Annotated in this window: 10 protein-coding genes and 2 tRNA genes; 9 read left to right on the top strand and 3 right to left on the bottom strand. The window is 52.5% G+C overall.

The genetic code is table 11. From position 1 onward, the window contains the following. Positions 1-18: 18 nt before the first annotated feature. The gene (locus tag J4864_RS02960) at positions 19-1,401 is read right to left on the bottom strand and encodes an amino acid ABC transporter substrate-binding protein (protein WP_211814534.1); all 1,383 of its coding nucleotides are present in this window, start codon (positions 1,399-1,401) and stop codon (positions 19-21) included. Between the two features lie 221 nt (positions 1,402-1,622). Between J4864_RS02960 and J4864_RS02955 the strand changes: the two genes are divergently transcribed. Beyond that, positions 1,623-2,306, top strand: coding sequence for a T9SS type B sorting domain-containing protein (locus J4864_RS02955; protein ID WP_007368704.1), 684 nt, complete (start codon positions 1,623-1,625; stop codon positions 2,304-2,306). 71 nt (positions 2,307-2,377) lie between these two features. Next, the gene (gene uvrA, locus J4864_RS02950) at positions 2,378-5,206 is read left to right on the top strand and encodes an excinuclease ABC subunit UvrA (RefSeq protein ID WP_211814533.1); all 2,829 of its coding nucleotides are present in this window, start codon (positions 2,378-2,380) and stop codon (positions 5,204-5,206) included. Between the two features lie 327 nt (positions 5,207-5,533). Here the strand turns inward: uvrA and J4864_RS02945 are convergent, their stop codons facing one another. Beyond that, entirely contained in the window at positions 5,534-6,217 is a 684-nt protein-coding gene (locus J4864_RS02945; protein WP_211814532.1) for a porin family protein, read from the bottom strand. Between the two features lie 121 nt (positions 6,218-6,338). After that, positions 6,339-7,556: a DUF1810 family protein gene (locus tag J4864_RS02940; RefSeq protein ID WP_211814531.1), complete on the bottom strand. Its 1,218-nt coding sequence runs from the start codon at positions 7,554-7,556 to the stop codon at positions 6,339-6,341. Positions 7,557-8,237: 681 nt separating this feature from the next. Here J4864_RS02940 and J4864_RS02935 point away from each other — a divergent pair. The 7 genes from J4864_RS02935 (at position 8,238) to J4864_RS02905 (ending at position 13,416) form a co-directional block, all read left to right on the top strand. After that, a tRNA-Lys gene (locus J4864_RS02935) sits at positions 8,238-8,310 on the top strand. 39 nt (positions 8,311-8,349) lie between these two features. Further along, positions 8,350-8,422 (top strand) — tRNA-Lys (locus J4864_RS02930). Between the two features lie 91 nt (positions 8,423-8,513). Continuing rightward, positions 8,514-9,938 carry a S8 family serine peptidase gene (locus J4864_RS02925; RefSeq protein ID WP_007368699.1) on the top strand — a complete coding sequence of 475 codons (1,425 nt, stop codon included), beginning with the start codon at positions 8,514-8,516 and terminating at the stop codon, positions 9,936-9,938. Between the two features lie 87 nt (positions 9,939-10,025). Next, a complete protein-coding gene (gene xseA, locus J4864_RS02920) occupies positions 10,026-11,342 on the top strand; it encodes an exodeoxyribonuclease VII large subunit (protein ID WP_211814530.1) in 1,317 nt (438 codons plus the stop codon). Positions 11,343-11,460: 118 nt separating this feature from the next. Further along, positions 11,461-11,649, top strand: coding sequence for an exodeoxyribonuclease VII small subunit (gene xseB, locus J4864_RS02915; RefSeq protein ID WP_211814529.1), 189 nt, complete (start codon positions 11,461-11,463; stop codon positions 11,647-11,649). 129 nt (positions 11,650-11,778) lie between these two features. After that, positions 11,779-12,795 (top strand): branched-chain amino acid aminotransferase, encoded by a 1,017-nt coding sequence (locus tag J4864_RS02910; protein WP_211814528.1) that lies wholly within the window; start codon positions 11,779-11,781, stop codon positions 12,793-12,795. 135 nt (positions 12,796-12,930) lie between these two features. Next, on the top strand, positions 12,931-13,416 hold the full coding sequence (locus J4864_RS02905; RefSeq protein WP_211814527.1) for a ferritin: 486 nt from the start codon (positions 12,931-12,933) through the stop codon (positions 13,414-13,416). Positions 13,417-13,425: the final 9 nt, after the last annotated feature.

The following is a 13,425-nucleotide window of genomic DNA, read 5'->3' as shown; positions in this document are numbered from 1 at the left end:
TGTTACACTTCGCAGGGATTAGTACACAAGATTCTCCATGGTCTGGTCTGTCTTGAAATGAACCAGCTGGAAATGGTCGTTGACATATCCGCCCTGCCCTACACGCACAAAGTCGTAGCGTGTCTGCAAAGGCCGGTACTTCACCTCGGCGGCGGTTCCTTTGAAGTCCTTTCCATACGCCTTCAATCCACGGACAAAGAACTCCGCCTGATCGTATCCGGTAAGTGCCATGCGGGGAATATACTGTTTCGACATAGGCTCTCCGTACCTCTCGCTGTATTTTGCCTCCAGGCTCTTCGTCTTGTCCGCAGCCTTGTTATAATAATAGGTGGATGGAATGTAGGTGTTGTACCTGAAGAACTGGTCGAGGTCATAATCCTGATAGACAAACCACTGGTTGTAGCCGAAGAGGCTGACGGCAATCCCGGGATGTGTTTTCTTCATCTGATCGAGTTTTGCGAACACCTCATTGAGCTGCGGACTCTTTTCGGAATTGACGATTACGACATTGGGACGGGTCGCATCAAAATGCTTGGAGAAATCGGCGGCAGAAGAACCGGTGCTGGTCAGGTCGTACTTGATCTTCTGTAGTTCAAGCTGTCTTCTCAGGCTGGAGGTGAAATCTCCTACCTGGCTGCTCGTATCCTTGCAGTTGATGAATACGGGGTGATGCGATTTCTGGAAACGCTCCAGGAAAGCGGCTATTGCCTTGTTGTTCAGTGTGGCGTCGGTCTGATAGACCTGGAAGACGTTGGGATTCGACCCGACCTCGTTGCTGGTGGTGGAAAACGGAATGACGAGTTTGATGCCGTTGTTGCGGCAGAAGTCTGCCAGCGGCTTCACCTGTTCTGAATATAGCGGCCCGAAGATGATGTCCAGCTTGGCTGCGTTCGGCTCGAGCAGTGTGGTATGGATGTCGGCCCCTTTCGGCACATTCCAAGCATGCACGTCTGTCGTGATTCCCTCGCTTTTCAGCTGGTCAAGAGCCAGCAGTACGCCACGATAATATTCCACCATCCGTCTGCCGTCGCCGTCCTGATTGTGCAATGGAAGCATGATGCCGACGCGGACGGCATTCACGGGGACTGGTGCAACGGGATTGGCGGGCTTTGCCGTTCTGCCGGTTTTCCCCATGATGGTACCGTCAGGCTTGAAGTCCCCCTCCTTGGAGAAGGGGACAAAGATGAGTTCTCCTTTCTTCAGCTCGTATCCGGGCTGCTTCATGGAGGGATTTGCTTCAAGAAGCTGTGGTATCGTTATGCCATACTCTTTTGCAATGCCGAAGATCGTCTCCTTGCGCTTCACCTTGTGCTGGTCGCGCCATTGGACGGTTTGTGCAAGGACACTATAACTGAATGTTACAGCGAATAATAACAAGAGATATTTCAGATAACTTCTCATGCACCTATGTTTTGATTTGAAAAGCAACAATTTAAAATCACAAGTGCAAATATACAAAAGAAATCTGTAACCAAAAGGGGTAGAGTGAAAAAAAACACAAAAACACAGCTACCCCGTTATTATAAAGTTCTGGCAGGTGCTTTTGCTTGTTTGAATGAGAAAAAATATGTACTTTTGCATGATTCTACAATTTACAGTAACGCATAAAGAGCAGACAGGATATGAAACCACGTAAGACAAGTTTGCTTGCTGCAATGCTGACAATCCTGTTCTCCGTATCCAGTCGGGCGCAGGACTGCCAGCCTTCAGGCAAGTTCACAGATAAGGAGGGAGAAGCAGGTACGATAGCAGCGGGCGAGACCTATGCCGGTTCGGCGCCATTGACGGTGACCTTTTCGGCCAATCCGCCATCCGGCCATGATCCTGCTACAAATTATGAGTGGCATTTCTTCAACCAGAACAACACCCGTGAAGCCTACCTCATCCGCTATGATGAGGATACGGAATACATCTTTACGGAGGCTGGAACGACACGGGTTGTGCTCTATGAGATCCTGAACGGCGATACCACACGCTACAATGCGATCAATGTCTCCATCAGTGAGAGCAGTCTGCAGATGCCGAACGCCTTTTCACCGAATGGTGACGGAATCAATGACGTGTACCGCGCCAAGCCCGGCTACAAGAGTATTGTGTCGTTCAAAGCAGTTATCTTCAACCGCTGGGGACAGAAACTCTATGAATGGGACGACCCCGCCGGCGGCTGGGACGGTAAATACAAGGGCAGGGACGTTGCCCAAGGGACATACTTTGTCAATGTCACTGCCAAGGGTGCTGACGGGAGGGAGTTCCGTATCCGAAGGGATGTCAACCTGCTCCGAGGCTATACGCAGGCTGCACACTGATTGCGCATCACTTTTCCCGCTCTCCTGTCAGAGGTCATTATCACTTTTCATCGCCTATTATTTCCCTTTTAATGAACGAAAAAATTGAAGTCTTCGGTGCCAGAGTGCATAATCTGAAGAATGTTGATATAACCATTCCCCGCAACTCCCTTACTGTCTTCACGGGACTGTCGGGTTCGGGGAAGAGTTCACTTGCTTTCGACACCATCTTCGCTGAAGGGCAGCGCAGGTACATCGAGACTTTCTCGGCGTACGCCCGCAACTTTCTCGGTAACATGGAGCGTCCCGACGTAGACAAAATCACCGGACTGTCTCCGGTCATCTCCATCGAGCAGAAAACCACAAACAAGAACCCGCGCTCTACGGTCGGTACGACGACGGAGATTTACGATTATCTCCGTCTGCTCTATGCCCGGGCCGGAGAGGCCTACTCCTATATGAGTGGTGAGAAGATGGTGAAATACACGGAAGAGAAAGTCGTCGATATGATCCTGTCAGATTATCAGGGGCGTAAGATCTATATCCTCTCCCCGCTTGTACGCAACAGAAAAGGGCATTACCGTGAACTTTTCGAGCAGATGCGGCGCAAGGGCTACCTGTATGTCCGTATAGACGGAGAGGTGCAGGAACTGGTACGGGGCATGAAGGTCGACCGCTACAGGAACCATAACATCGAGGTCGTTATAGACAAGATGAAGCTTGGCAGTACGGAGGAAGAGACACTTCGGGAACGGCTGGCAAAGACGGTGTCGACTGCCATGAAACAGGGAGACGGTCTGATTATGATCCTTGACAGTGAAAGCGGGGAGGGCAAGTATTTCTCCAGACGGCTTATGGATCCAGTGACGGGGATCGCCTATAAGGATCCGGCTCCCAATATTTTTTCTTTCAACTCTCCGGAAGGAGCGTGTCCACGATGCAAAGGGCTTGGGGTCATTGACGAGATAGACTTGAAGAAGGTGATCCCCGATGACAATTTGAGCATCCATGCGGGGGGCGTTGTCCCTCTTGGGAAGTACAAGAACCAGATGATTTTCTGGCAGATTGATGCCTTGTTGAAAAGATACGACTGTAATCTCAAAACCCCCGTCAAGGATATTCCCAAGGAGGGAATGGAGGAGATTCTATATGGTTTACTGGAGAAACTGAAGATCCCGAAGGAGCTGGTTCATACGACATCAGATTATTTTGTATCTTTCGACGGCATTGTCAAGTACCTCCGTACGGTCATGGAGAACGAAGCCTCGTCTGCCGGAAAGAAATGGGCGGATAAGTTCATTGCCGAAGCTCCCTGCCCGGAATGTCATGGACATCGTTTGAACCGTGAAGCACTGTCCTATCGGATTGCAGGAAAGAATATCGCCGAACTGGCGGAGATGGACATTGCTGACTTGAAGGAGTGGATCGGTCATGTCGAGGAGTCCATGAACGAGAAACAGCGTATAATCGCTTCCGAGATCGTGAAGGAAATCCGCAAGCGCATCGACTTCCTGCTCGACGTGGGACTTGACTATCTTTCCCTGAACCGGCAGAGTGCCACGCTGTCCGGCGGTGAGAGCCAGCGTATCCGACTTGCCACGCAGATCGGCTCTCAGCTTGTCAATGTCCTGTATATTCTTGACGAACCGTCCATCGGGCTGCACCAGCGCGACAACGAACGTCTCATCAATTCGCTGAAAGAGCTGCGCGATATGGGCAACACGGTGATTGTGGTAGAACATGACGAGGATATGATGCGTGCTGCGGACTGGATCGTAGATATCGGGCCGAAGGCCGGGCGCAAGGGGGGAGAGGTCGTATTTCAAGGTAAACCTTCTGACATGCTCAAGACGCATACCCTTACCGCCCAGTATCTGAATGGTGAACGGGCTATTGAAATCCCCAAGAAGCGTAGGGAGGGAAACGGAAAGACGATCCGGCTTGTCGGCTGCGGGGGGAACAATCTTCAGGATGTAGACGTGACGTTCCCTTTGGGCGAGCTGGTCGTCGTTACAGGTGTATCGGGTTCGGGCAAGAGTACGCTGATCAATGAGACCCTCCAGCCCATCCTTTCGCAGCATTTTTACCGTTCCCTCAAGCACCCGATGCCGTACGAGAAAATCGAAGGCATCGACAATATTGACAAGGTGGTGAATGTAGACCAGAGCCCTATCGGACGTACGCCCCGCAGCAACCCTGCTACTTATACAGGTGTGTTCTCTGATATCCGTCAGCTTTTCGTTAATCTTCCCGAGGCTAAGATACGGGGGTATAAGCCCGGACGGTTCTCCTTCAATGTAAAAGGTGGACGCTGTGAAGCCTGTGGAGGGAACGGCTATAAGACCATTGAGATGAACTTCCTGCCTGATGTGATGGTTCCCTGCGAGGTCTGTCATGGCAGGCGTTACAACCGCGAGACGCTTGAGGTACGCTTCAAGGGCAAGTCTATTGCTGATGTTCTGGACATGACGGTCAACATGGCGGTGGAGTTCTTTGAGAACGTACCGCAGATTCTTCCGAAGATCAAGGCTTTGCAGGATGTGGGCCTGGGATACATCAAGCTCGGGCAGAGTTCTACCACGCTTTCCGGCGGGGAGAGCCAGCGTGTCAAGCTGGCGACGGAACTAGCAAAGCGAGATACGGGGAAGACCCTTTATATCCTTGATGAACCGACAACCGGCTTGCATTTTGAGGATATTCGGATCCTTATGGATGTACTGGAGAAACTTGTCGACAGGGGCAATACCGTTCTTATCATCGAGCATAACCTTGATGTCATCAAACTTGCTGATTACATAATCGACATGGGGCCGGAAGGTGGTCGTGGAGGTGGCCGCCTGATGGTCTGTGGAACACCGGAAACTGTGGCGAAGAACAAGGAAAGTTACACTTCCCGTTTCCTCGCCAAGGTGCTGAAATAGATATTCCTTGCCTTTGCATTCCAAAAGGTAAGGCGCGAGAATGATGCCCCATGCCTTTCTGTTCCAGGGATGACGGCTCTTTGCAGTCTCGGCAAGTCTAAGATGAGGCAAAGCCAGGTTACTTCTACTGATTTGCTCTAGTCCTCTCATTTTCCCACCAGCCCGCAAGGAATCTCCTCGGCAGCCGGGCTGTTCGGGAATGGGAGACACCATCCTGCCAGACGACGCAGAGTAAGGACGGGCGTCCCTGTTGGGATAGTGCCTTCTCCTTCTTGGCTTATCTTGTCTGTCTATGCGGTGTACCGGCCCGGTTCTTCCGGTATTCGGCTAAAGATCAAACTTGTAAGCTACTGCTACTTCCAGGACATTGCTCCGTCTGCTCGCATTGCCCTTGAAAGTGTTGGTCAGTCCCACATGATAGCGGGCATCCAGCACTACATGTTCATACTCGTAGCTGATTCCGACAGGAAGCGAGAGCGCAAAGGTACGCAATCCGCTCCTGATGTTCTCGTTCATTTCAATCTCATGGGCATTGGATCTTTTCCCCTCTGCATCTTCGTCGAAGAACAGATGCTCTTCATGTGATTTCCCCCTGACCAGACAGGATGGCTCTACGCCGACTTTGACGGAGAGTCCAGAAGTCACGTGACTGTGGAACAACAAGGGTACTGCGATATAATCCATGCGGACATAATAATCGTGGAGTATGTCACCCTTCATCATCATGTCTTTGTACTTGCAGCCGCCTTGTACATAGGATATGCCGGCTGACAGCCCGACCAGATCCGAAGTCTGATACATCACTTCCAGCCCGCCGGTAAATCCCAGCAGGGTGCGGGGCTTTGTCTCCAGAGATTCTCCGTCTGCATTTTCGTAGATTATAGAACTGTTGGTCAGGGAAGCGATTGACACTCCTGCCCGAGGCATCACCGACCATGTTCCTGCTTTTCCCTGTGCCATTGCCGTCAGTGCTGCTGCAATCGATAATACTAAAAAGACTGTTCTTTTCATTCATTTCCCCGTCAAGCCGATAGGCAAGCTGTTTGGTTTTTCAATATAAGAGCCTATGTAACCCAAGACAAGAATCTCTTTCACATAAAAAAGAGCTTCTGTCACATTCAGACGTTCTTCCTCATCTTTTCTTCATTCTTTCTATCGTCAACTCATCCTTGTTTCCTTTGTAGAAAGTGTCCAGGACTTTTCCGAAGACATCGTTTGGACAGACAGCATCAAAGAGCGTCATGGACGACCTGAGCTTCAGCGTGTCAATATGGCCGCCCATCACCGCTTCAATATCCTTTCCGCCATGTGTCAGCACGGCATGGACAGCCTCGCGCAGCCGGCTGCCCAGAAGGGGATGAGCAAGGTAGGCGGATGCCTCGTCGGCATCAGCGATACCGTAGTACTGGGCATAGGCACTGTGCCCGAGACCTTTCAGCTGCGGGAAGACATACCATATCCAATGCGTCGTTTTATGCCCATGCTCCAGTTCTACAAGAGCCTGCTGGTATTTGCCGTTTGTCTCCTGTGCCTCCACGAACCGTTCAAGACAGAAAGGCTCGCTTTCACGGCAGCCCAGCATCTCCTCGAAGTTGTCAAGGATAGTGCGGAGAGGAGGTGTCAGGAGGGCATAGCAATAGGTGGCGAGTTTTCGCGGAACACCATAGAAAGCCTGTGCGATACCGCCTGCCATGGCCGCTATCGTGTCGGAATCACCTCCCAGGGAGACCGCAAGGCGGATTACTTCCTCAAAGTCATGACCCTCCAAGAACGCCAGAATAGCCGGAGGAACGGTCTTCTGGCAGGACATATCGTAAGTGTAGGCGGGGCGGAAATCGTCCAGAGACCGGTGCAGATCATACAGGAAGTTCTCTTCCACATAGGACCTGATCTCTTCCTTCGTCGCCTCTGTGCGGGCAAGGTAAATCGCCGATGCGATGGCCTTTGCCCCTTTAATGCCCTCGGGATGATTGTGCGTGACTTCCGCAGACAGTTCGGCCAGGTGCAGCGTCTCGTCAAGACTGTGTGCGTAGAAGGCAACCGGACTTACCCTCATGCCTGATCCGTTCCCGTAACTGTAATAAGGTTCCGGCTTCGGATTGTACAGCCACCGCATGAACTTCCCGCCATAACCGGCAGTCGGATACTGTCTGCCTAATGTCTGCATCCGGCGCACGAGTTCTTCTTTGCCGTGACTTCTGTCTTCCGTCAGCCATTCGGCCACAGCCAACGTCATCACAGTATCATCCGTAAACCTGCTTTTCGGCGTGAACAGATGAAAGTCTTTCCGTTTCGTATTATGGAACTCGTACACGGAACCGATAATATCACCAATGATTGCTCCCAGCATAATGAACAGAATTTCAGTAAATAGATTCTACTGCAAAAATAATGTTTTATTTTTGATTCTCCTAATTCTTCCAGACCTTTTTCCATGTACTTCCCGAACATTGATTCATACGGTGGAAATGTTGTTCATGCCATCTTTCCATGTCATCGGAAAGAAAGTGTAAACTTCTAATATGATTAAAACAAGATGCGGCAGACGACGTTTAAAAACAAGTTCTTGCCCCGCCATCCGGTTTAGAAGTAAGACGAAAAGCAGTCAGCCAAAGACATGAGACTGTACAATATATCCTGCAAGCGGCTACATGGGAATGATATTCCCGACCGCTTGGGAATCCTGTTCCCAACGTCTGGGAATGAGCTTCCCAGGCACTGGGAACAGGATTCCCGGCGTATGAGGGCGATGTGTAGTCTGTTCCTGAGCATACCTGAATACATCTTTCTCTGCACTTTCTTTCATCCGAATGGGCTGTTGTACAGTTTTCAGGGAGAGGACCGGCTCTTGTCTGCAAAAGGACAAACACAGGGGAGAGTTCCGCCGGAAATCCGCCATGGAAGAGTGCTTGAGGAGGGCAATGATTGTAACCGGGATTGTACCCGGGAGGTGTTTCTGACTAAAAAAAAGCGGAAAAGTTTGGCTGGTTCACGGAAAAGTTATACCTTTGCACTCGCAAAACGAAAATGAGCGCCCTTAGCTCAGCTGGTAGAGCAACTGACTCTTAATCAGTGGGTCTAGGGTTCGAGTCCCTAAGGGCGCACACAGACAGGCTTTTGACCCAGCCTTTTTCGTTCGGCAGGCGCCCTTAGCTCAGCTGGTAGAGCAACTGACTCTTAATCAGTGGGTCTAGGGTTCGAGTCCCTAAGGGCGCACAGAGAAGGATTCCCGTTCGGCGGGAATCCTTTTTATTTTCCCCGCTTTTCCAATAGGTAATCCAATATTTTTTGTGTAATTTTGCAGGGTATGAAGCAAGATAACCTAAGGATACATATTCTGTTCCTGCTCTCGTTCGTCACGTCGCTTGCGTGGGCAGGCAAGGGCAACGGCGGTCTGATAGCCTATCCCGGTGGAAAATGTTACATGTTCCGCATTACGCTGGCAGACAAGGCCGGTACGCCCTATACGCTGGATAAGCCGGAACAGTTTCTCTCGAAGGCCTCCATCTTCCGGCGGCAGCGGCAGGGGCTGAAACTTGACTCTACCGACCTTCCCGTGACGCCCGCCTATGTCCAGCGGATCAGGAAGGCCGGTGGAAAGGTCGTGGCCGTGAGCAAGTGGAACAATTCTGTCCTTGTCCGAGGCAGCGACCGGAAGGCCCTGGAGGACTTGAGGAGGCTGCCGTTCGTGAAGGAAAGCAGACTGGTATTTGTCTCTCCCGATTCGCTCCGTCCTCTGTCCCAGCGTGTCCGTTACCGCGCGGACCTGCAGGTGCTGGACTCTACCGTCCACGACTACTATGGAATGGGCAAGGAACAATTGGAGAGTCTGGGCGGAAGGCGGCTGCATAACCTGGGCTTTATGGGGCAGGGGATGACGATTGCCGTTCTGGATGCAGGTTTCATGAATGTGGACAGGCTCCCGGCCTTCAAGAACGTGAATGTCTGTGGCACACGTAACTTCGTGGCCGGATACGACGAGGATGTCTTCAGAGAGATGGATCATGGGACAAAGACCCTGTCCACGATCGCCATGAACCAGCCGACGGTCTTTGTGGGGACGGCTCCCAAAGCCGGCTTCTGGCTGCTGCGTACGGAGGATTATCTTACGGAGAGTTCGGCAGAGGAGGACTTCTGGATCGCAGCTGTCGAGTTTTCCGATTCTGTCGGAGTAGATGTCGTCAGCTCCTCCCTGGGGTACCATGGCTATGACGACAAGTCGACGAGTTATCATTATCCGGACCTGGACGGCCGGACGGCTCCCGTATCGCGGGCTGCCTCCCGTATGGCAGGCAAGGGCATGATCCTGGTCAACAGTGCTGGGAATGACGGGATGGGGACGTGGAAGAAAGTCAACGTCCCGGCTGACGCTTCCGATATCCTTACGGTGGGGGCGATCTCTCCGGACGGTGTGAATGCTGCCTTCTCGTCCGTCGGGCCTACTGCCGACGGACGTGTCAAGCCCGATGTGATGGCCTATGGATGTCCTACGAATGTGGTGTCGGGGAGGGGGTACATCACGCCTGACACGGGTACGTCGTTTGCCTGCCCGCTTGTAGCCGGCATGGTGGCCTGCCTGTGGCAGGCTCTGCCCCATAAGTCTGCGAAGGAAATCATCGAGCTTGTCCGCAGCGTGGGAAGCAACCTCCTCCATCCTGACAATATCATGGGATATGGCGTTCCTGACTTCTGGTCAGCCTACCAGTCGGCTACACGTTGCACACAGGGCTGACCGTGGAAGGAACCTTCAGGATCCGGGTTTCAGGATACGGACGGCGCTTCAGAGACAGACCTTAATGTATAGGAAGATTCAAGGAATATGACGAAGGCACTCACGCTTTACGATCTGAACAGTCTGGTAGCAGACGTCATCGACACAGCCCTGACACGTGCTTACTGGGTAGAAGCCGAGCTCTCCGAGGTGCGGGAGAACCGGGGACACTGTTACATGGAACTGATAGAGAAGGACGACACCGGCAATGTGCCCATAGCCCGTGCCTCAGCCAAGTGCTGGCGCAATGTATGGTCAGCCATTTCCCCTTATTTCGTCCGCATTACCGGACAGCAGATACATGCCGGGATGAAGGTGATGCTGCAGGTGCATGCCCAGTTCCATCCTCAGTATGGCTTCTCCTGGATCGTCGATGACATCAACCCGGAGTTCACGATGGGCGACATGCTGCGTAAACGCCGCGATATTGTCCGCCGGCTGCAGGCAGAGGGGGTGTTCGACCTGCAGAAGGGACTCCGTCTGTCCCTGTTCGCCCAGCGCATTGCCGTCATTTCTTCTGAGACGGCAGCAGGCTATGGCGACTTCTGCAGCCAGCTGGAAACGAACGAGTACGGATTCCGGTTCCGTGTAGAGATTTTCCCGGCGGTCATGCAGGGCGAGCAGGTAGAGCAGAGCATCATAGCCGCATTGGACAGCATCAACGAACGTGAGTCCGAGTTCGATGCCGTCGTCATCATCCGGGGCGGGGGAGCGACGGCCGACCTCAGCGGCTTTGACACGCTGGAACTTGCAGAGAACGTAGCGAATTTCCCCCTTCCCGTCATAACGGGTATCGGACACGAACGTGATGAGAGCGTGCTGGACATGGTGTCGTTCCTGCGTGTGAAGACACCGACGGCGGCAGCAGCGTTTCTCATTGGCCAGCTGGCGGTGACGCTCGGGCGCATAGAGCGTGCGCAGACGGCCATTGCCGACGGAGTCAGGAGGAAGATGGAGGCGGAGAAGATGCGCATCCGCCATCTGGAGTCGCACATTCCGGTGCTCTTTTCCGTAGTCCGTGCGAAGGAGGAGGCACGGCTTGAGAGACTGTCCCGGAACCTTTCGGAAAAGACGGCTGAACTTCTGCATCGTTCGTACTATCGTCTCGATCTGCTGGGGCAACGGCTCCGGTCAGGCCTGAAGATCCGTCTGTCCGCCGAAGGACACCGGATCGATATGCTTGACCAGCGCCTGCATCTTCTCGACCCTTCCCTGCTGCTGGAGCGGGGATACAGCATTACGCTGTACAAAGGCAGGGCGGTCCGTAGTGCGGCAGAGCTGGAGGAAGGAGAGATGATTACGACGAGGTTTGCGACGGGAGAGGCCGACAGCAGGATCGAGCATCGGAGACAGTCTTCAATGTGAGAATCGTGGAAACGGCATGTCGGGATGCAGTCCTTTTCCCCTGCTCCCTGATTCCGGGCTCTTTTTCCAATGGCGGTCCTGTAACGGCAAAAGCATAATGAAAAAAAGAACGAATAGAATGGAAGATGTGAATTACGAAGAGGCTGTCCGCCAGCTGGAGGACATTGTAGAGAAGATGGAACGCGGTGAACTGGATGTGGATTCCATGGCTTCCCGGCTGAAGCAGGCGCAGGGGCTTATAAAGCTCTGTAAGCAGAAGCTGAAGCATACGGATGACGAGATACAGAAGCTGCTTTCCGACCGGTAGAACCTCCCTGCTCACGGAGGAAGAACATGACTGAAGTCAATAAAAATCTAAATGGACTTGCATGGTAAGCCGATTTTATGTACTTTTGTGTTTCAGAGTCATTAAGTTGAATTTAAATACTTATATAATATGAAAAATATGGATTGGTCAAACTTGACATTCGGTTATGTACCAACTGATTACAACGTACGTTGTTATTACCGTAACGGAAAGTGGGGAGAGGTGGAAGTCTGTTCGGATGAATATCTGAAACTGCACATGGCCGCGACCTGTCTTCATTATGGTCAGGAAGCCTTTGAGGGCTTGAAGGCTTACCGCTGTCCTGATGGGAAAGTGCGTGTCTTCCGCATGGAAGAGAATGCAGCCCGTCTGCAGAGTACCTGCCGCGGCATTGTCATGCCCGAGGTCCCTACGGAGCTGTTTGTCGAGATGGTCAAGAAGGTCGTCCGTCTCAACCAGCCTTACATACCGCCCTATGAGAGCGGAGCCTCTCTGTATATCCGTCCGCTCCTGATCGGTACGTCTGCACAGGTAGGGGTCCGTCCTGCCGAGGAATACTGTTTTCTGATCTTCGTCACACCGGTCGGTCCTTACTTCAAAGGCGGATTCTCTACCAATTCGTATGTGATTGTCCGTGATGCGGACCGTGCGGCGCCGCTGGGAACGGGAATGTACAAAGTGGGCGGGAATTACGCTGCGTCGTTGAGAGCCAACCGGCGTGCGCACCAGGAAGGGTACGCCTCCGAGTTCTATCTCGACTCCAAGGAGAAGAAGTATGTTGACGAGTGCGGTGCGGCCAACTTCTTCGGCATCAAGGACAACACCTACATTACGCCTGAATCGACCTCGATCCTGCCCTCCATCACCAACAAGAGCCTGATGCAGATAGCAGAGGACCTGGGCATGAAGGTGGAACGTCGTCCTGTTCCCGAGGAAGAGCTTGCCAGCTTCGAGGAAGCCGGCGCGTGCGGTACCGCGGCTGTCATTTCCCCCATTTCCCGGCTCGATGACCGGGAAACCGGCAAGGTCTACCGTTTCGGCGACAAGCCCGGCCCATGGTCGACACGGCTCTATGAGACGCTCCGGGGTATCCAGTACGGAACGGTCGAAGACCGGCACGGCTGGACTACGGTCGTGATAGAGTAGTCGCCGGAGGGTGATTATATGGTTCTATATTTGGACTGCTGACAGTAAATTGTTACTTTTGCAATGTAAATTGTCCGCCGACAACGGATGAAAGATTTTTCTATTAATAATATTTAAATTCAGGAGAGTAAGAAAATGAATATGACAAAGAAGATGCAGGATGCGTTCAACGCACAGATTGCAGCCGAAATGTGGTCGTCAAACCTCTATCTGCAGATGGCGTTCTGGTTCCGTAAAGAGGGCTGGAAGGGCTTCGCCAGTTGGATGTTCAAGCAGTCTGAAGAAGAGAGACAGCATGCGATGGACATGGCGCAGTTCGTTCTTCAGCGCGGAGGTGAGGTGTGTCTTACTGCGATTGAGGCTGTCAAGACAAGCTGGGCCGATGCCAAGGAGGCCTTTGTCGACACGCTGGCTCACGAGCAGAATGTCACGGGGCTCATCAACCGTCTGGCAGATGTCGCCGATGAGGAGAAGGACCGTGCTTCACAGAACTTCATCGCCAAGTACATAGACGAGCAGGTCGAGGAAGAACGGAATGTACAGGACATCCTCGACTCTTTCGCACACTTGTCAAGCCACGCCGTCGCACATATCGACAGCCATCTTGCCCAGCGTCAGTAAGAAGGAGAA

Origin of the sequence: Prevotella multiformis, assembly GCF_018127985.1 — a bacterium.
In the GTDB taxonomy this organism is placed as follows: Bacteria; Bacteroidota; Bacteroidia; order Bacteroidales; family Bacteroidaceae; genus Prevotella; species Prevotella multiformis.
The sequence above is the reverse complement of the archived record's forward strand: the minus strand, read 5'-3'. Positions and strand labels throughout refer to the sequence as shown.

What these genes read in the sequence shown, in the direction of transcription:
- J4864_RS02910 (WP_211814528.1), top strand. Translation starts at nt 11,779, where the DNA reads ATGAAAAATATGGATTGGTCAAACTTGACATTCGGTTATGTACCAACT.
- J4864_RS02940 (WP_211814531.1), bottom strand. Translation starts at nt 7,556, where the DNA reads ATGCTGGGAGCAATCATTGGTGATATTATCGGTTCCGTGTACGAGTTC.
- J4864_RS02955 (WP_007368704.1), top strand. Translation starts at nt 1,623, where the DNA reads ATGAAACCACGTAAGACAAGTTTGCTTGCTGCAATGCTGACAATCCTG.
- J4864_RS02960 (WP_211814534.1), bottom strand. Translation starts at nt 1,401, where the DNA reads ATGAGAAGTTATCTGAAATATCTCTTGTTATTATTCGCTGTAACATTC.
- J4864_RS02905 (WP_211814527.1), top strand. Translation starts at nt 12,931, where the DNA reads ATGAATATGACAAAGAAGATGCAGGATGCGTTCAACGCACAGATTGCA.
- J4864_RS02945 (WP_211814532.1), bottom strand. Translation starts at nt 6,217, where the DNA reads ATGAAAAGAACAGTCTTTTTAGTATTATCGATTGCAGCAGCACTGACG.
- J4864_RS02925 (WP_007368699.1), top strand. Translation starts at nt 8,514, where the DNA reads ATGAAGCAAGATAACCTAAGGATACATATTCTGTTCCTGCTCTCGTTC.
- uvrA (WP_211814533.1), top strand. Translation starts at nt 2,378, where the DNA reads ATGAACGAAAAAATTGAAGTCTTCGGTGCCAGAGTGCATAATCTGAAG.
- xseB (WP_211814529.1), top strand. Translation starts at nt 11,461, where the DNA reads ATGGAAGATGTGAATTACGAAGAGGCTGTCCGCCAGCTGGAGGACATT.
- xseA (WP_211814530.1), top strand. Translation starts at nt 10,026, where the DNA reads ATGACGAAGGCACTCACGCTTTACGATCTGAACAGTCTGGTAGCAGAC.